The following is a 19,349-nucleotide window of genomic DNA, read 5'->3' on the forward strand; positions in this document are numbered from 1 at the left end:
TCTATTATTACCGGTACACTTGTAGGAGGTTTCCGAATATCAGTGTTCCGGTAATAATAATCTATATGACAATGGATAGCCATCAACGACAAAACATGGAGGAAACCCAATGCAATTACTTGATAAAATCAAAAAAAATTCTGTTGTTGTACTATCCATCATTTTTGTCATATTTCAAATTTTGACAACCTCAGGACTCGTCATTATCGACACTGTCATACAAAGATCGTTTCATCTGGCATTTGTCGCCGCCATTACGTTTTTATCTATTCCATTAATAAAATCTGAAAATTCACTTTCCAAATATATTGATATCATACTTGCCGTAATCGCAATATCTACAGGAATATATTTTTATGTCAATCTTGACTATTGTCTCACAAGAATACCGTATGTAGATGAACTTCAGTCTGCAGATATTATCTTCGGCATCATTACAATATGTGTTGTCCTTGAAATCACTCGCAGAACATCCGGAAAGGCTCTTGTCATCATTTCCGTCATCAGTCTTGCCTATGCCTACTTCGGCCCCTATCTTCCCGGAAAGCTGCATCACAGCGGCATAGATTTGAACGGACTTATTGAACACATCTTCCTGCTTCCCGACGGCATCTACGGCATTCCTCTCTCCAACGCGGCAACGATCATCTTTGCCTTTATTCTGTTCGGAGCCTTCCTTGAGAAATGCCATATGAACGATCTGTTCATGGATCTTGCCTGCCTCGCGACGAGAAATGCCAAAGGCGGTCCGGCGAAGGCGGCCATCTTTGCAAGCGCACTGTTCGGAAGCATTTCGGGCAGCGCCGTCGCCAATGTGTACGGCACCGGAATTTTTACCATTCCCACCATGAAGCGCGTAGGATACATCCCCAAATTTGCAGGCGCCGTGGAAGCCGTGGCCTCCACAGGCGGGCAGATCATGCCGCCCGTCATGGGCGCGGCCGCGTTCATCATGGCCGACATCACCGGGCTCGGATATCTGGCTGTCGCGAAGGCGGCGCTTTTCCCCGCCATTCTGTACTACCTGTCCCTGTTCTTCATGATCCATTTTCAGGCCGTAAAGCATAATATCGGATCCACTCCCAAGGACATGGTTCCCTCCATTTCGAGCATCATTTCCAGACTTTATTATCTTACCTCGCTCATTCTTCTCATCGTCCTCATCGTCATGGGCTACAGCCCCATCTATTCCGCGCTCAGCGCAAGCCTTCTCATCTACATCCTTTCCTGGTTCTCGCCCAAAAACAGAATGGGGCTCAAAGGCATTATAGAAACCTTCATTTTCGCCGCAAAAAACACCCTGATGGTAACTTCCTGCTGCGCCTGTGCCGGCATCATTATCGGCGTCATCACCATCACCGGCGCCGGCTTTTCCTTCATCAACATGGTCGCCTCTCTGGCCGGTGACAACATCGTCATCATGCTCATCATGCTCATGTCCGTCTGCATCATCATGGGCATGGGCGTGCCTACCGCTCCGGCCTACATTCTGGTGGCCAGTCTCGGAGCTCCGCTTCTGATAAAGGCCGGCGTTCCCATGATCGCCGCACACATGTTCCTTCTGTACTATGCCGTCATTTCCGTCATTACTCCCCCCGTCTGCCTGGCGTCCTTTGCAGGCGCGGCCATTGCTGAAGCCCCGGCAATGCAGACCGGCATAGAAGGATGCAAACTCGCCACCGTTTCCTTCATCATCCCCTTTATGTTTGTCTTTGAACCCGCGCTGCTGCTCATCGGCGACACATCCACTATCATCATGTCGATCATTACCTCCCTCGTCGGCGTCATTTCGGTGTCCGCCGCCATGCAGGGATTTCTCCTCCGTCCCCTGAACAAGATCGAACAGCTTCTGCTGCTTTTGGGCGGTTTCTTCATGATATATCCCGGTTTCATCACCGATATCTGCGGCTGCGTAACCATCGTGTCCATACTGCTCATCCAGATCTATGCCAATCGTCGTAAGGCAACAATGTAACCCAACACTTATAATACGGAGAGATGTTATGAAAAAATTACTTAAAAAGTCTCTGATGATTACACTGTTGGCCTGTGCTCTTATCTGTCCTTCGGCGCCCAAGGCAGAAGCCAATACCAATATCACGGCCATAGGCGCGGGCATGGGCGGCGGATGGACTCTCGGCCTGGCCGCCATAGGCAAGCTTATTACCACCAATTATCCCAATACGGATTTCAAGCTCATTCCCGGCGGCTCCATGGCCAACCCCATACGGCTCAACAAGGGAGACGGCGACCTGTCCATAACCAATCATTCAAACGCAAAAGCCGCGTTTCTGGGACAGTATCCGTATCGGAGCAAGTGTGAAAACGTTCAGTCCATCATGAACGTCGGCGACTCGACCTACTTTCACATCATCGTCCCCGAAAATTCGCCCATCAAGACCTTCGACGACGTCAAGACCAACAAGATACCGCTGAGAATTTCCACCGGTCCGAACGGTTCCATTGTTGAACTCACCGCACGGTGGGTGCTTGAAGAGTACGGCATCACCTACAAGGATATCCGCAGCTGGGGCGGAAAGACCTATCCGCTGAGCTTTACCGACGCCGTAAGTCTTTTCAAAGACGGTCAGCTGGACATGTTCTGCTGGTTCGGGGCCGGAGAGTCCGCCTACATTCAGGAAATCGTTGCAGGCATGAAGGTTCGCTGGATACCGCTCAACGACACGGTGCTGAACGCTCTGTCTCAGAAGTACGGCCTCAGACCGGAAAAAATTCCCGCCACGTATTTCAGCGGCGCTGTCGGTTCCGAAATTCCCTGCGCGGGAGACGGCGCGGAGTTCATAGTGAGAAAGGATCTCGACGAAGAACTCGTTTACAACATCACCAAAACCATTCTGGACAACAGAGAAGAAATCATCCGGGCCATTCCGTCCTGGAACACCATCAACCTGAATACCGCCGTCAAGGATCTTTCTTTGCCCATGCATCCCGGCGCGGCGAGATTCTATAAGGAAAAAGGAATCATCAAGTAGCCTTTTGCACAGAAACATCCCCCCTAAAAAAACGCCGAACCTTTCCTATCCTACAGGAGATCATCCATGGTTATCGACTTTCGCATCCGTCCTCCGTTCAAAAGCTTTCTTGAACTCGGCATCATAAAAACCTGGCAGAGCGCCGGCAACATTGCTGATCCCAGGCTGCAGAAGCCTACCGGATTCGAGCGTCAGCCCGTTCCTTCCGTCGATGAAGGCAGCATTGACCTCATGATAAAGGAAATGGACGAAGCCGGCGTCACGCACGGCGTCATCATGGGGCGCCAGACGCATAACCCCGTGTACGGCGACACCCTGCACAGCGATGTCTATGAACTGACGGAAAAATATCCAGGACGTTTTTCCGGCTTTGTCGGCATTTGTCCCCATTCGCCGACGGCCGTGGAAGAAATAGAAGACTGCGTGAAGAAATATCACATCAAGGGCGTGTCCGTGGACGGCGGCTGGTGCAATCCCCCCATCTACTTCGACGACCCGAGCATGGTTCCCATTTTTGACGCCTGTCAGCAGTACAACCTTATTCTCACGCTGACCATGAGCTCGTTCCTGGGCCCCGATCTGACCTATTCCGACCCGACTCGACTCATGCCCATCCTCAAAAAGTTCAACAAGGTCAAGGTCGTTTTTGCGCACGGATGCTGGCCGAAGGTGGCGGAAGTGCTCGGCGTGGCCATGCAGTGCCCCAACGTGTACGTGTCCCCCGACTGCTATTTCTATGTTCGTGAAATGCCCATGTTCCAGGAATACGCCAGAGCGGCAAACTCGTGGCTCAAATACCGCTTCCTGTTTGCTACGAGTTATCCGATCAGAGGGTTCAAGCAGAGCATCGAGAACTGGAAAAACAGAGGCCTGGAAAAGGAAGCTCTTGAAAGATCCCTGTACTACAATGCCGCAGAACTGTTGCAGCTGATTTAACGCATTCCATACAAGGCATGGTAATTATGTATAAATACTATGTAGTTACCATGCCTATTATATAAATTACAGGTATATTCCCGCCCCGGAGAGAACATCATGAAATGTCTTGAACCTGCGCGTCTCGGCAACGTGGAACTGCGCAACCGCATCATCTATCCCCCCATGGTGACCAGCTTCGCGTCCGAGGAAGGATTCGTCACCGACCGCCTCATCGCCTATGCGGCCGAAAGAGCCCGCGGCGGAGTGGGACTCTACACGCTGGAAGCCACCTACGTCACGCCTCAGGGCAAGGGCTTCGGCCGCGGCGTGGGCATTGACGACGACAACAAGATTCCCGGCCTCAGGCGTCTCACCGACGCCGTACACGCCCAGGGCGGCAAAATTTCCGTTCAAATTCATCACGCGGGCCGCGAAACCTGGAGCGCCATCAGCGGACTGCCCGTGGTGGCCCCTTCCGACTGCCCCGTCGCCTATTCGGAAGAACCCGTTCACGTGCTGACGAAGGAAGAAATCGCCGTCATCGTCGGACAGTTCGGCGCAGCCGCCCGGCGCGCCAGAGAGGCCGGGTTCGACGCCGTGGAAATTCACGGCGCTCACGGCTATCTGCTCACGCAGTTTCTCTCGCCCTACACCAACAAGCGACAGGACGAATACGGCGGTTCGCTGGAAAACCGCGCAAGACTCAGTCTTGAAGTCATACGGGCCGTGCGCGCGGCCGTGGGCAGAGATTTCACCGTGACCTTCCGCATGAGCGTGGAAGAAAGCCTGCCCGGCGGTCTGCCGCTGCAGGACGGCGCAGCGGCAGCGGCGCTCTTTGCCGCCACGGGCGACATCGACGCCATCCACATCGTGTCCGGCAACTACGCCACGCATCATACCGTCATTCCTCCGGCGAGCGAGGGCTACATCATCAACAGAGCGCGCGCCATTGCCGTGCGTCAGGCCGTGGGGCCGGACTTTCCCCTCATTCTTGCCGGGCGCATCAAGACCGTGTTTCAGGCCGAAGAAATCATTCAGAGCGGCATTGCCGACTTCGTGGCCATGGGACGCGCCCTCATTGCCGATCCCGAACTGCCCAGGCTGTGCGCCGAAGGCAAGTTCAACGCCGTGCGCAACTGCCTCGGCTGCAACGACGGCTGCGCCATGCGCACCGGCGTGGGCCTCGACACGCTCTGCGCCGTGAACCCCTTCATGGGCTTCGAGGGCGAATTCCGTTCGGACGAAAAAGCAAAAACGTCTCTTCGCGTGCTCATTGTCGGCGGCGGCCCCGCCGGCATGGAGGCCGCATGGTACGCCGCCCGCCGCGGACACCGCGTCACCCTGTGCGAAAAGCGCTTCCGCCTGGGCGGACAGTTCTTCCTCGCCTCACTGCCGCCGTTCAAGACCGATCTGGCCATCTACCTGTTCAACATGTTCCATCGACTGGAAAACGTCGGCGTCGAGATTCGCCTGAACTGCCCCGTGGACGCAGACTTCATCCGCAGCTTCAACGCCGACAGAGTCATCGTCGCCACCGGCAGCCTTCCCCTCTCCATTCCCTTCAGGGGACTGGAAAACGTGCCGCATCTTTCCGCCGATGAAGTGCTCGACGGTCATCTCGACGACACCGGAGCCCGGGTGGCCGTCATCGGCGGCGGGCTCGTGGGCGCGGAAACGGCCGAATACATCGCCCGCACGGGACGCAGCGTCAGCATCGTGGAAATGGCGGACGACATTGCGCAGGGCATTCACCCCGTCATGCAGGACTTCATGAAAAAACGTCTGGCAGCGCTCAACGTTTCCGTGTTTACCGGGCACAAGGTGCAGGCCTTTGAAGGCAACAGCATTTCCGCCTCCCGCGCGGACGGGTCAACGGTCGATCTCGGTCCGTTCGACACCGTGGTCATCGCCCTCGGCTCCAGAGCCGACAAAAAGCTCTGCGACGAACTCGACGCCGCTGGCATCCCCTACTCCGCCGCGGGCGACTGCGTGAAGGCAGGCAGAGTGCTTGCGGCCGTAAGTTCCGCCATGCACGTTGTGCATGATCTCTAGGCCTTTATTTTGGATTTTTCCGAGGAATATTCATGAATTCTCCCATATTTTCCCCCATTCGCATCAATACGCTCGAACTTCCCAACCGCATCGTTCTGCCGGCCATGGTCACCAACTATGCCGCCCGAAACGGCGAAGTGACCGACCGCCTCATCCGCTATCATGTGGAGCGGGCGGCCGGGGGCTGCGGACTCAACATTCTGGAAGCCACCTGCGTAGAGCGCAGCGGTCTGAGCTTTGCCCGCGGAGTTCTTATCGACAGCGACGCCATGATTCCCGGCCTGAAACGTCTCACCGACGCTGTTCACGCCGTCGGCGGACACATGGCCGTGCAGCTGCAGCACGGCGGCAGATGCGCGCTGCCCATGTTTTCCGGTCAGCAGCGACTCCTGGTCTCACAGATTCCGGGCGTCACCAGCGACGAAGAATCCCGCGAACTCACGGAAGAAGACATTCTGCACATCATTCAGGCCTACGCCGACGCCGCCGACAGGGCCAGAAAAGCGGGCTTTGACGCCGTGGAGCTGCACGGAGCGCACGGCTATCTCATTCTGCAGTTTCTCTCGCCCCGCACCAACCGCCGTCAGGACGCCTGGGGCGGCACGCCGGAAAAACGTCTGCGTTTTGCACTGGAAGTGCTCAAAGCCGTGCGCAAGCGTGTGGGCGATGACTTTCCGATTCTGTTCCGCCTCTCCGTGGACGAGCTCATCGACGGCGGTCTTACCCTCGACATGGCCTGCTCCGCAGCCGCTGCGCTCGCCGACGCCGGCATAGACGCCGTCAACGTCACCGTTGCCTGCCCGGAAACGAATCAGTTCGTCACGGCTCCGGCCTGCATTCCCATGGGCTGGAATGCCGACCGCGCCGCCGCAGTGAAAAAGGCGGTGGGCGGACGCATTCCCGTCATCGTCGTGGGCCGAGTTCACGATCGCGCCACGGCGGAAAATATTCTCAACTCAGGCAAGGCCGACATGCTTGCCGTAGGCAGAGGCCAGATTGCCGATCCTGCCTTCGCCGCCAAGCTGAAGTCCGGCGACGACGACGCCATCACGCCCTGCATGTCCTGCAACGACGGCTGCATAGGCTTCACCTCCCGCGGAGAATGCGTGACCTGCGCGGTCAATCCCCGGGCCGGGCATGAAATTCTCTGGCCGAAGATTCCTGCGACAGTGAGCAAAAAGGTGCTTGTTGTCGGTGCGGGGCCTGCGGGCATGACCGCGGCCGTCACGGCGGCGGAGCGCGGACACCGCGTCACGCTGGCGGAGAAGGCCGACCGCCTCGGCGGCCTGCTCAACATTGCCATGCTTCCGCCCCACAAGGAAATGTACGGCAAGCTCATCCGCAGCCTGGAGCACCGGCTGAACTCCCTGCACGTGGACATACGACTTTCCTGCGACGTCTCGCCGGCCTTCATCCGCCAGACGAATCCGGATGTCATCATTGCGGCCACGGGTTCCGTGCCCGTGGTGCCCGGCTTCTGCCGCTGCGCGGGCTCGCTGGTGACCGCGCAGCAGATTCTGCAGGGCAATGTGCAGGCCGGACATTCCGTCATCATTCTCGGCGGCGGACTCGTCGGCTGCGAAACGGCGGAATTTCTGGCGGAAAAAGGACACAACGTCACCATTCTGGAACTGCGCGACTCCCTGGCGCCTGATCTCGAAACCCGAGCGCGCAGACTGCTGCTGCCCCGTCTGAAGGAACTCGGCGTGAACGCGCTTCTGCAGACGGAAATCGTGAATATCGACGGCGAAGGCCGAATCACCGTTCGCGACCGCTTCCGCTGCGAACGACAGCTTCCGTTCTTCGACAGCACCGTGCTCGCCCTCGGCTACCGCTCGGATCAGAGCAGTCATCCCATGCTGGAAGCCAGCGGCGTTCCGGTGATCTACGTTGGCGACAGCGTCCGCGCAGGCAAGGTCATCACCGCAGTGCGCGACGGCTTCGAGGCGGCGTACCGGCTCTGATCTTCAAAAACAACATTCCGGCCGCTTCGCTCCAAGCCTCCTCGACCGAAGCGGCCGCTCCTCGACCAACGGAGTCATTATGCCGCTGTACAACTATCCCTGCTATGAGGGCAAGCTGATCATTCTTCTGGGGCAATGCAAAACCACTCCTTTGAAAGAATGGTATCTCAAGAAACATGCCAGAGCTCTCGCCGAGCGCCCCGACATACTGGAATACCGCGCCAATATTCTTTCGGAACAAACGCTGAGCTGCTTGACGAAAGACACCAACGGCGAAGATCCCTACGGCGTGCAGGCCGTGGACGAAATCAAGGGGCCGGACTGGAGTGCAGTACGTGAGCTCTACGACGACACCCACATCATTGGAGCCTATCAGGTCACAGAATACATGATCCGGGAACTGTACACCAACAGAGCCACCGGCATACGCAGCCCGGAAATCAAACGCATCGCCCTTCTCACAAAACCCGCGGACAGAACACATGCACAGGCCATGGAATACTGGCTGGACAAACATCCCAGCTTTTGCTTCAGACATCACAGCGGCATGGCTTCTTACTCGCAGAACCACATAGACAAACTTCTTACGAAAGACTCAATTCCGCTGGACGGTTTTCCCATTCTCACTTACTGGAATGAAGACGCTCTGCGCTTTGGGCACTTCAGCATGAAGGATTCCAAGGAACTGATGGTCGAAGACTGCCGTCACTTCCGCTCCACATCCTTTGTCATCACAGTGGACGAATACATCATGAAGCGGCCGCTGTGCTGGCGGGATGCCTGAACCCGCAATCCCCTGACGCCCCGTTGTTTCCGCAAGGACGGCAACGGGGCTTTTTCCTGCTCCTTGCGCCGAGGCCCCTCAATTCGCAGTCACAGGAGCTTCGGATGCCGCGAGCCGCCGTTCCTTTTCCGCAGCGCACTCATCGCCAACCCGCACGACGTATTCGGCAATGTACTCCTCGCCGGTTTCTCCGAGCACGTAATTCATCTGGTCAAACGCGTACACGGGGCCGAGCGCACGCTCTCCCCGGGCCGAAAGTTCCGCCGTCATGCGGACGAACGCCTCCTTGTGACTCTGCATGTCGCCGCGATGGAACAGGCAGGCGTACCTGCCCGGCTCCATGCGTCCGGCGCGTTCCCGTCCCACGTCGCGCCACGCGGCGGTAAACATGCTCTCAATGCGGAACTCGCCCCTGCACGCGCAGTCCTCGGGGATGATGACACCGAGCGGCGGATCAATGCTGTTTCCTTCCATCAGGCTGCGCATCAGGCACTCGGAATAGCATTCCGCGCTCGATTCCCGAACGGCGATCTTCTCGGAATCCACAGGATACACGCGTATCTCAAGCGCCTCTCTCCGCTCGAAAAAAAGCCGGTCGTACGTCGCGCTCCGGGCCTTCTCCCCCATGTGCGCCAAGCCCCTGAGCATGGCAAGCCGATGCGCCATGCGTTCCTGTTCCCGCTCCAGCACGGCTATGCGCTCCGTCACAAGGCCGAGATATCCCTCATCCCCGCAACGTTCGCGACACTTCCTTATTTCCTCCAGCGTGCTGCCCGTTTCCTTGAGAAGAGAAATCAGATCAAAATCGAAAAACTGCTTCATGCTGTATCGTCGATAGCCGTTTTCCGAAACATACGCCGGGCTGAGAAGTCCCTTTCTGTCGTAATGAAGCAGCGTGTCCTTGGTGGTATGGCATACGCGGGCAAATTCCCCGATCTTCAAAAAACTTTTTCTTCCCACGCCTTTCTCCTTGACCCTTGTGTTACCCAGTAGTTTACGCTGACGAACGACCGAAGAAAAGACGCCGACTCGCGTTGTCTCGGAAAAAATCAAGGATCTTGGCATGAAACGGACTGAGTTTTCCATCACCCGCGCGGCCTGCGCGTACTTCTTTCTCTGCCCCGGACTCGCCTATGGCGTGTTCACTTCCCGCCTGCCCGCGCTGAAAATGCAGACCGGCGCCGACGAATCCCAGATAGGTCTTCTGCTGCTCTGCGTCGGCATGTCCAGCCTCGTCGCTCTGTTCTGCAGCAGCCGCCTCATCGCCCTCTGGGGAAGCCGGAATCTTCTCAAATACGGTTCCATGACGCTTGCGGCCGCCACGGCGCTGAGCTGTCTGGCCCAAACGCCGCTCCAGCTCGGCGCAGGCTGTCTGATCGTCGGCGCAAGCATGGGCCTCGTGGACGTGTCCATGAACACTCAGGGCATACGCACGGAACATCGCTATCGCACCTCGTGCATGTCCTTCATGCACGCCGCCTACAGCTTCGGCGGCGTTACCGGTTCCATCGCCGGGGCCGTGTTCGCCGGTCTCGGCCTGAATCCGTTCATCAACGCCGCCTGCGTGCTCGGCCTCTACGCCTGCTTTCTCGGAAAGGCTTCCTCACATCTGCTGAACGATCTGCCCGTTTCCCGACAGGACGGCAAGGACGACGTCCGCTCGCTGCCGCTCTTCGTGCTTCTTTGCGGCGTTCTCTCCATGCTCTCCTACGCCTCGGAAGGCTCCGTAGCCGAATGGGGCAGCCTGCTGCTCTTCACCGTCAAGGGCGCAGACGAACACACCTCCGCCCTCGTGTTCGCGGCCTTTTCCGTCACCACCGTGTTCTGCCGCCTTTTCGGCGATCGACTGCGGCACGTGCTGAGCGACTTCGTTCTTCTGTTCGGCGGCTCGCTGCTGGCGCTTGCCGGCATGCTGCTGGCGCTTTTCTCGCCGCTGCCCGCCGTATGTCTTGCCGGGTACGCGCTCATGGGAGCCGGACTTTCCCCCATCGTGCCCACGCTCTTCAGCCGCGCGGGAAGCTGCCCGGGCATAAGCGCAGGCAGAGCAAGCGCCATTGTCTCCATTCTCTCCTACAGCGGCCTGCTGTTCTTCCCGCCCATGCTCGGATTCATCGCGCATGAACAAGGATTGCAGAACTCCCTGCTCGTCATTGTGGCCGCATGCGTCATTCTGGCGCTGGGATCCTTCCTCTTCCGGGAAAAAAGAACACGCGCTCCCAGGGCCTAGCCGCCGAAAAGAGGCGCATGCCCGATTCCGCCCCTTCGGCTCGACGAAAAACGCCGGGAATGTTCCCGGCGTTCGTTCATCATGCAGCCATCATTTTTTGTTCCACGGCATGCGCGCCAGCAGCAGTCCGAGTCCGCAGAAGCCCGTGACTCCGGCAAACACCAGCCCCGCGCCCACAAAGGCGGAAAGCCAGTACATGGGATGCCACACGTAGCTTCCCAGTATGCCCAGAAGCACCAGAGCTCCGGCTCCAATCTGAATCTGCCGGAACAGCGGGAACGGCGCCTTTTCGTGCTGCACGGGCAGCCCTTCCTTCTGCCACCCGGAAAGGCCGCCTTCCATCTGCCAGGCCTCGGCGTCGCCGGCAAGACTGCGCAGCAGGTCGGAAGCCTTGTCCGTGCGATTGCCGGAACGGCAGAAGAAAATGACGGGCTTGTCCGGGGCGTCGGCGTCCTTGAGCGGATAAATCTTCGCAATGGACAGCGGCACGAGACGGGCTCCGGGAATAAAGTTTTCCGCATATTCCGCCGTTTCCCGGATATCAACAAGACGGGCTTCCCCGTTCTTCAACATTTCAAACGCCCTGCGGGGCGAAATGGTAGGCAGCATAAGCAACTCCTGTTTTTGCGGTCAGGGTGTCAGAAAAAGGCGCCGCGCGCAAGGGGGAGAGAAATATTTGCTCCGATGCTTCCTCTTTGCGGCAAAAGGCGAACGCATTCCGTTTGCCGGACGCGTCCGAACGACCTCTGGACAGTCCTGCATCAAAGTGTTCCCGCCCCTCTTCCTGAAACATTCTGCACTGCCTCGGCAAATTTCCATGTCCCGGCATAATGATGTGCTCCGCCATGCTCCTCTCCGAAACATGAAGATCCACGCCGAACAAAAACGATGTTGTTTCCAACATCGCGCTGCATGTCGATACATTACTGATTCACCGGCACATTATTGACATTCGTCCGCAAATCATACTAGATTTTTCCTGCTTTCCACAGGAAAGCACATGATCCCGTTGAAACTGCCTGAACGCCGCAAGGCCGACTAGCAGCGGAGGGAGCTCTGGAGAATCCCGTTTGGGTGCCGAAGGTGCAAGGCGAAAGCCGAAACTCTCAGGCCAAAGGACAGAGCTTAGGATCTTGCCGCTCGACCATACCTGCCGCTTCATCCCTAAGCGTTTCTCTGGAGCAAATCTCATGGATTTGCTCTTTTTTTGTACCCTGAAACAGAGGGCATGACGGGTTGCGGACAACGTTCCTCATGCGCTCGAAGGAATGGTTTATGGAATTCATCAGTCAGATAGTCGATGCGGTCAACGGCGTGCTCTGGGGCTGGCTTCTGCTCTTCCTGCTCTGCGGCACGGGCATTTTCTACACCATCCGGCTGCGCTTCATTCAGCTGCGCAAGCTGCCCCACGCCTTCCGCCGTCTGTTCAGCAACATTTCCCTGCACGGTGAAAGCGCCGACCACACCGGCATGAGCTCCTTCCAGGCACTCGCCACCGCCGTGGCCGCCCAGGTGGGCACGGGCAACATTGCCGGCGCGGCCACGGCCATTGCCGCCGGCGGCCCCGGAGCCATCTTCTGGATGTGGCTGAGCGCCTTCTTCGGCATGGCCACCAACTACTCCGAAGCCGTGCTCGCCCAGAAGTACAAAACCACCAACGAACGCGGCGAAACCGTCGGCGGACCGGCCTACTACATCCGCGCCGCCTTCCCCGGCGCCTTCGGCAAGGCGCTCGCCGGATTCTTCTCCGTGGCCATCATTCTCGCCCTCGGCTTCATGGGCAACATGGTGCAGTCCAACTCCATCGGCGCGGCCTTCAGCACCGCCTTCGGACTCTCGCCCGTGCTCGTCGGGGTCGTCGTGGCCCTCATTTCCGCCGCCATCTTCCTCGGCGGCGCCAAGCGCATCGCCTGGGTCATGGAAAAGCTCGTGCCCCTCATGGCGCTCCTCTACGTGGGCGGCTGCCTCATCATCATTTTTGCCAACATCACCGCCCTGCCCGGCGCGTTCAAAACCATTTTCGTCATGGCTTTTGATCCCCAGTCCGCCGGCGGCGGCGCGCTCGGCATCACCGTGCGCGAGGCCATGCGCTACGGCGTGGCCCGCGGCCTCTTCTCCAACGAAGCCGGCATGGGCTCCACGCCCCACGCCCACGCGCTGGCCAAGGTCGCCCATCCCGACGATCAGGGCATGATGGCCATGATGGGCGTGTTCATCGACACCTTCGTGGTGCTCACCTGCACCGCCCTCGTCATCGTCATCACCGGCGAATGGAACTGCGGCAGCACCGGCACCGAACTCGCCCAGATCGCCTTCGACACGGTGTTCGGCTCCCTCGGCAACATCTATATTGCCGTCTGCCTGTTCTTCTTCGCCTTTTCCACCATCATCGGCTGGTACTTCTTCGGCGAGGCCAACGTGAAGGCCCTGTTCGGCGCAAAATACGTCAAAATCTACGCCGCCATCGTCGTGGTGTTCATCGTCATCGGCTCCGGCCTCAAGGTGAACCTCGTGTGGAACATGTCCGACATGTTCAACGGCCTCATGGTGCTGCCCAACCTCATCGGCCTGCTGGCCCTCTCCGGCGTGGTGGTGGCCATCGCCAAAAGCAAGCGCGACGACTGATCGCTGCGTCGCCTTCCGACATCGAGGTCCTGCCGCCTGACGGCATGTCATGAGGGCGCAACGCTCCGCCCGCCCTCATGACCGCAGGATCAAAAAACTACGGGAGCGAATCCCTTCCCGCCACCACTACTTCAACATCATCCGAGCATGACGACATGCCCTTCGGGGCCGCTTCTGAAAAGCTTCGAGACGAAAAGAGCCCGTGCCGAACAGCGACACGGGCTCTTTTCATGCGGAAACGCTTCCGCCAGTCAGGGGAATTTTTCCCTGCCGTTTACAGCTTCAGACCAAGCGCCAGGCCCTGATCCATGGCCTCATAGGCGTCGCCTATGTGATCGCAGTCGCCGATGGTGTGCACCGGAATGCCGCAGTCGCCGAGCGATTCCTGAAGCTTCTTGTCCGGCACCGTGCCGATGGCGAGCACCAGCGTGTCGGCCTTCACGGGGAAGAGCGCGTGACCGTGATCGATTTCCGCGGTATGCGCGGTCAGACGGAACAGCGTGGAATCCGGGAACAGACGGATGTTGTCGCAGTTGGCGATTTCCTGGAACAGCCAGCCGCGGATGCGGGAAATAAGGCCGCGGCCAAGCTCGTTGAGTTCCACAAGGCATACCTTCTTGCCTTCGCGGGCGAGCTTGAGCGACGTTTCCAGACCGATGTAGCGGCCGCCGAGCACCACGCAGCGCTCGCCGGTGCTCACCTTGTTGCGCAGCACGTCCATGGCGTACACGATGGGCATGCCGCTGTCCTGACCGTCCACGCCGGAAAGCGCGCGGGGCGTGGCGCCCGTGGCCAGCACCACTTCGTCGGGATGCGCGGCCATGATCTGTTCGCGCGTCACCGCCGTGTTCATGTGAATGCGCACACCGGCCTTGTCCATGTTCTCCTTCAGCCACGGCACGAGCGTGCGGAAGCTGGCCTTGTCGTCGCCGGCGGAAGCCACCAGCCACTGACCGCCGAGCTCGCCGGTCTTTTCAAAAAGATCCACGTGGTGGCCGCGTTCGGCCAGCGCGAGCGCACAGCGCATGCCCGCCAGACCGCCGCCGATCACATAGATATTCCTGGGATTTTCGGCGGGACGGGAAACATAGGTGTCTTCCATCATCAGGGCGGGGTTCACCGTGCAGCACATGCCGCGGCCCACCAGTCTCGGACGCGAGGCCCAGGTCTGGCAGTTGTTGCAGCGCACGCAGCGGCGGATGCTGTCTTCCTCGCCGCGGCGCAGCTTGCCCACGTAGTCGGGATCGGCCAGCAGCGGACGCGCAATGCCGATGAAGTCGGCCACGCCGTCGGCAATCATCTTGTCCGCTTCATGCGGATCGTGCAGGCCGCAGCTTGCGATGATGGCCACATTAGGAAGCGCCTTCTTGACCTTGGCGGTGTCGGCGATGTTCTGCGCCGAACCTTCCGCATAGATGGGAACACCGTGCCACAGACGTTCCTGACCGCCGCCCGTCATGAGGAAGGCGTTCACACCGGCCTCGGCCAGATAGCCCATCTCTTCAATGCCCTCGTCGAGGGTCATGCCGCCTTCCATGTAGTCGCACTTCGGGAAGCGGATGTACACGGGAAAGTCGTCGCGGGTGCGCTCGCGGATGGCTTCCACGATCATGCGGGGAAGCGCGATGCGCTTTTTCGCCGTGCCGCCGAAGTCGTCGGTGCGGCGGTTGCTGTAGGGGGACAGGAACTGACTGATGAACTTGCCGGAACCGCCGTGCAGCGCAAAGCCGTCGAATCCGGCTTCGTAGAGTCTCTTGCCCGCCTGGGCGTAGCATTCGATATAGTCGAGAATTTCCTGACGGGTCATTTCTCTGGGAACCACGAGATCCCAGGAGCCGCGCACCGGAGAAGGCGCAATGCATTCCTTCTTCGTGCCCGCGCGGGAGCCTGCGCCGCCGAGCTGCAGAAACACCTTTGCGCCGCCGGACTTGATGAGCGCCGCCAGCTCCGCGAGCTTTTCAATGTACTTGTCGTCCCACAGGGCAAGGCCCTGCGCCAGCTTCACGGAAGGCCACGCAAAGGTCTGCTGCACGGTGACGAGACCGGCCTGCCCCAGGCGGGCCCTGTGAAAGGCAAACAGCGGTTCGCCCACAAAACCGTCTTCCGTTCCGCCCCGGGTCTGCACCGAAGTCTGAACGTAGCGGTTGGGTATTTCAAGATTCCCGATTTTCGCGGGGGTGAAAAGGTGAGGAAAAGCCATCTCATGCCTCCTTGTAATCTAAGCAACGCCCGGCAGACGCAACACGCCGCCGTATCTCGGCGCAGAAACTGTCGGAATTTTGATTGTCGTGCTGCGGAGCCGCCCGGCACCGCGCTAAGGCGCGCTCTGCCGACAGTACGAACACGTCTTCAGGCGCAGGCCGGGCGTTTGCGGCGCATCGGAAGATTGTCCGAACCGCCGCCATCCGCATCCGAAGGCGCGACACACGTCCGTCACGCCCCGAAAAAACGAATCCGCCAGACCGGTAATGCCCGAATCCGGCGAATTCCCTGATGGTTGCTGGAAAAAGTGCCCTAGAACAGAATGCCGCGGGGCGTGTTGACGCTGAAGCCGAGGGAGAAGATGACGTAGCACACGGCCACGAACACCAGCGTGAACACCACGTTCCAGAAAAGATCCCTGGACTTCAGATCGTTCTTCAGCACGGTGCAGAGAATGAACACCAGCGTGGCGGAAGACACGTAGAAGCCGATGTACTTGATGCACAACACGTAGGCGATGAGAAGCGCGGCGTGCATGCCTATGCCCTTCCAGTTGATGCAGGAGAAGGGAGCTTCCGTCATGCCCGCGTACTTCGCCGGCATGAATACGGCCTTGAGGATGATGGCCGCCATGAGCAGCGCGAGCAGGCCGAGCACGATGGCGGGGAACATGGCCGTCTTTTCGGGGTAGTCCACGAGCATGGAGGCCAGCGCGCCGATGACGGGCAGCATGATGACGCCGGAAATGAGATCGGCGCCGCGCATGCCTTCAAGCAGACGCGGAATCTCGCCCGACGCGCCCTTGGCCTGAGCGGTCTTGCCGTTGCGCACGCGCTTGTACACGCGGTAGATGACATACAGGGCGATGAGCACCAGCATGCCCTGTGCCACGGGACGGTTCATGAAGTACACGAGCGCGCCCTTGGCTCTCGCAAGGGAGAGGGCTTCGAGCATGGAGCGTTCCACCACGGGGCCGAGGATGACGCCGAGGGCGTAGGCGCCGGGGTTGAAGCCCAGTCGGATGAGGAAATAGGTGGCGATGCCGAAGAGCACGAAGATCCAGATGTCGAGGTTCAGGCCGCGGACCACGTAGGCGCCGATGGCGCAGATGACGATGACGCCGGGGAAGAGCTTGTCCGAGGGGATGCGCAGGATGTTGGCCAGAGAACCGATGGTGAACAGACCGAGCAGCATCTGCACCACGGCGCAGAGGAACAGGGCCATGATGACCATGTACACCACGGGGCCTTCGTTGGCGAGGAAGTTCGGGCCGGGGGCCATGCCGTGCATGAAGATGGCGGCCATGAACACGGCGGCGGCGGGAGAACCGGGAATGCCCAGCGCGAGCACGGGAATGAACGCGCCGCCCACGAGGCCGTTGTTGGAGCATTCGGAAGCCACGATGCCTTCCTCCGCGCCCTTGCCGAATTCTTCGGGATGCCTGGAGTAGCGCTTGGCGCTCGAGTAGGCGAGCATGGTGGCCACGGAAGCGCCCACGCCGGGCACGATGCCCACGCCCACGCCGATGAGGCCGGAGCGAACGAGCAGCATTTTCATTTTGCTGAACATCATATGGAACAGGCGGAAGAAGGCGGAGACGTTGTCGCGGAATCCGGCCTTTTCAAAGGCTATCTGTTCCTGCACGCCGCAGGTGGGGGCAAGCACCATGTTCAGCATGCTGGGCAGGGAGAAGGTGCCGAGCATGACGGGAATGAAAGGAATGCCGCCCATGAGGTCGATGCTGCCGAAGGTGAAGCGGGGGTTGCCCACATAGGCGTCCACGCCGATGCAGGTGGTGAACACGCCGAGCGCCGCGGAAACGATGCCCTTGAGCGGATCCTTCGCGCTGATGGAGCCCACGAGGAACAGACCCACGGCCGCGAGCAGGAAGAGTTCCGCCGCGCCGAACTTGATGACGAAGGGAGCAAGCAGCGGCATGAACAGCAGCATGGCCAGGGCCGACATCATGCCGCCGGAGAAGGACGCGATATTGGAAATGAGCAGGGCGTCTCTCGCCTTGCCCTTTCTGGCCATGGGATAACCGTCGAAGGCGGTGACCATGGCCGCGGAGGTTCCGGGCGTGTTCAGCAGAATGGACGAGATGGAACCGCCGTATTCACAGCCCACATACACGCCGGAAAGGGCGATGAGCGCCGTGGAATGGTCCATGGTATAGGTCAGCGGGAGAATGATGATCATACCAATGGCCGCGCCGAAACCAGGCAGTGCTCCGACCACGATACCCAGCGCAACGGAAATGACGAGCGCCAGCACATTAATGGGGCTGAGACAGGTAAGGAGTCCGCTCCACAACATTTCTAACATAGTAATACCTTTACTGTAATTTTAGGAAAAACGGATTCCTTTCCGAATGCTCCGAAAGAAAAGGGCCCCGGACGGTTCCGAATCCGGCCCTCTTCCGAACGTTCGGAGCGTCTCAGCGCCGCGCCCGGCGCTCTTCGGAACAGGAACGCTTCGCGGCGGAAGCGTTCTCTGCTGCGCTTTTCCATGTCCCGGAAGACAGAAGGACGGCGGAAGACGCATCCGCTCCCGCCGCCCCGTCCGCAATCAGTCGGCGGTGTTCTTGATGACGTCCTTCAGGTTTTCCACCTTCTGGTCGATCTTCGCGATGGTTTCCTTCAGGTCGTTGCTGTCCTGGAAGCCGTAGGTGGAGCCGATTCTTTCAATGGAGGCCTTGAGTTCCGGGTCGTCCCGGAGCGTGGCCAGACGGCTGGTCAGATAGTCCAGGGCTTCCTTGGGCATGTCGGCGCGGCCGATGAGGCAGTTGAACATGGTGCAGCCTTCCATATCGAGGCCGTATTCGGCAAAGGTGGGCACGCCTTCGATGATGCGGGTCTTCGAGGCGGAGGCCAGAGCGCGGATCTTGCCCTTGTGGGTGGTCAGCCACTGGGCGTTGGAGCAGGCGGCGTCGATCTGTCCGTCGAGCAGGGCCACGTTCAGCTTGGTGCCGTTTTCAAAGGGAATGCGCACCATGTCCACGCCGGTTTCCTTCACGAAGGAGGCAAAGGTAAGATGGTTGGAGCTGTAGGAGCCGGTGTTGCCCACGGTCACCTTGCCGGGATGTTCCTTGGCGTACTTGATGAGATCGTCGAGCGTCTTGAAGGGGCTGTCTTCGCGCACGGTGATGATTTCATCGAAGAGCACGGAAGAAACGATGGGCACGAGATTCTTGGTGTTGTAGGAGGTCTTCTGGAAGACCTGCTGCATGGAGATGTGCGGGAAGTTGTAGAAAAGCAGGGTGTAGCCGTCGGGTCTCGTGCTCATGTAGTAGTTGGCGCCCACCACGCCGCCCGCGCCGGCCTTGTAGTCGGTGACGAGCTTGACGCCCAGCGCCTTTTCATAGAACGGCTGCGCAGCGCGGAAGTTGTTGTCCGCGCCGGTGCCGGCGCCGAAGGGAATGATGACGGTAATGGGCTTTTCAGGATAGGCAGCCTGAGCGGCGGGGGCTGCCAGACCGAGGGCGAGCAGAACGGCGGCGCAAGCCTTTCCGAGCTTGTTGAGGGTAATGTTCATGACCTCTCTCCTTGTACGACAGGGGGTTGAAAAAGGGGGCTCCTTCAGGC

Annotated in this window: 14 protein-coding genes and 1 riboswitch; of the genes, 8 read left to right on the top strand and 6 right to left on the bottom strand. The window is 59.1% G+C overall.

Annotated features, from left to right (window positions below; translation table 11 throughout):
* Window positions 1-109 precede the first annotated feature (109 nt).
* The 6 genes from Q0K02_RS00820 (at window position 110) to Q0K02_RS00845 (ending at window position 8,711) form a co-directional block, all read left to right on the top strand.
* Window positions 110-1,975 (top strand): TRAP transporter fused permease subunit, encoded by a 1,866-nt coding sequence (locus Q0K02_RS00820; RefSeq protein WP_294484059.1) that lies wholly within the window; start codon window positions 110-112, stop codon window positions 1,973-1,975.
* A 28-nt stretch (window positions 1,976-2,003) separates the two neighbouring features.
* Window positions 2,004-2,993 (top strand): TAXI family TRAP transporter solute-binding subunit, encoded by a 990-nt coding sequence (locus tag Q0K02_RS00825; RefSeq protein WP_294484061.1) that lies wholly within the window; start codon window positions 2,004-2,006, stop codon window positions 2,991-2,993.
* A 66-nt stretch (window positions 2,994-3,059) separates the two neighbouring features.
* Window positions 3,060-3,929, top strand: coding sequence for an amidohydrolase family protein (locus tag Q0K02_RS00830; RefSeq protein WP_294484063.1), 870 nt, complete (start codon window positions 3,060-3,062; stop codon window positions 3,927-3,929).
* Window positions 3,930-4,028: 99 nt separating this feature from the next.
* Window positions 4,029-5,963 carry an FAD-dependent oxidoreductase gene (locus tag Q0K02_RS00835; protein WP_294484065.1) on the top strand — a complete coding sequence of 645 codons (1,935 nt, stop codon included), beginning with the start codon at window positions 4,029-4,031 and terminating at the stop codon, window positions 5,961-5,963.
* 32 nt (window positions 5,964-5,995) lie between these two features.
* Window positions 5,996-7,927, top strand: a complete 1,932-nt coding sequence (locus Q0K02_RS00840; protein ID WP_294484066.1) for an FAD-dependent oxidoreductase — start codon at window positions 5,996-5,998, stop codon at window positions 7,925-7,927.
* 79 nt (window positions 7,928-8,006) lie between these two features.
* Window positions 8,007-8,711: a hypothetical protein gene (locus Q0K02_RS00845; RefSeq protein ID WP_294484067.1), complete on the top strand. Its 705-nt coding sequence runs from the start codon at window positions 8,007-8,009 to the stop codon at window positions 8,709-8,711.
* Between the two features lie 78 nt (window positions 8,712-8,789).
* On the opposite strand, the gene Q0K02_RS00850 is transcribed toward Q0K02_RS00845, so the two are convergent.
* Window positions 8,790-9,671, bottom strand: coding sequence for a MerR family transcriptional regulator (locus tag Q0K02_RS00850; protein WP_294484068.1), 882 nt, complete (start codon window positions 9,669-9,671; stop codon window positions 8,790-8,792).
* A gap of 103 nt (window positions 9,672-9,774) precedes the next feature.
* On the opposite strand from Q0K02_RS00850, the gene Q0K02_RS00855 reads away from it, so the two are divergent.
* Window positions 9,775-10,938, top strand: a complete 1,164-nt coding sequence (locus tag Q0K02_RS00855; RefSeq protein ID WP_294484069.1) for an MFS transporter — start codon at window positions 9,775-9,777, stop codon at window positions 10,936-10,938.
* A 90-nt stretch (window positions 10,939-11,028) separates the two neighbouring features.
* Here the strand turns inward: Q0K02_RS00855 and Q0K02_RS00860 are convergent, their stop codons facing one another.
* The gene (locus Q0K02_RS00860) at window positions 11,029-11,547 is read right to left on the bottom strand and encodes a rhodanese family protein (RefSeq protein ID WP_294484070.1); all 519 of its coding nucleotides are present in this window, start codon (window positions 11,545-11,547) and stop codon (window positions 11,029-11,031) included.
* A complete protein-coding gene (locus Q0K02_RS00865; protein ID WP_294484072.1) occupies window positions 11,513-11,785 on the bottom strand; it encodes a hypothetical protein in 273 nt (90 codons plus the stop codon). Before Q0K02_RS00865 ends, Q0K02_RS00860 begins: the two co-directional genes overlap by 35 nt.
* Window positions 11,786-11,984: 199 nt before the next feature.
* Window positions 11,985-12,070, top strand: a riboswitch (glycine riboswitch).
* Window positions 12,071-12,213: 143 nt separating this feature from the next.
* Between Q0K02_RS00865 and Q0K02_RS00870 the strand changes: the two genes are divergently transcribed.
* Window positions 12,214-13,563, top strand: coding sequence for a sodium:alanine symporter family protein (locus Q0K02_RS00870; protein WP_294484074.1), 1,350 nt, complete (start codon window positions 12,214-12,216; stop codon window positions 13,561-13,563).
* A 274-nt stretch (window positions 13,564-13,837) separates the two neighbouring features.
* On the opposite strand, the gene Q0K02_RS00875 is transcribed toward Q0K02_RS00870, so the two are convergent.
* The 3 genes from Q0K02_RS00875 to Q0K02_RS00885 form a co-directional block, all read right to left on the bottom strand.
* Window positions 13,838-15,763, bottom strand: coding sequence for an NAD(P)/FAD-dependent oxidoreductase (locus tag Q0K02_RS00875; RefSeq protein ID WP_294484075.1), 1,926 nt, complete (start codon window positions 15,761-15,763; stop codon window positions 13,838-13,840).
* A gap of 314 nt (window positions 15,764-16,077) precedes the next feature.
* Complete coding sequence (locus Q0K02_RS00880) at window positions 16,078-18,090, bottom strand: tripartite tricarboxylate transporter permease (protein WP_294484077.1); 2,013 nt, start codon at window positions 18,088-18,090, stop codon at window positions 16,078-16,080.
* Window positions 18,091-18,333: 243 nt separating this feature from the next.
* On the bottom strand, window positions 18,334-19,299 hold the full coding sequence (locus Q0K02_RS00885) for a tripartite tricarboxylate transporter substrate binding protein (protein WP_294484078.1): 966 nt from the start codon (window positions 19,297-19,299) through the stop codon (window positions 18,334-18,336).
* Between the last annotated feature and the right edge of the window lie 50 nt (window positions 19,300-19,349).

Origin of the sequence: uncultured Mailhella sp., assembly GCF_944324995.1 — a bacterium.
Taxonomy (GTDB): Bacteria; Desulfobacterota; Desulfovibrionia; order Desulfovibrionales; family Desulfovibrionaceae; genus Mailhella.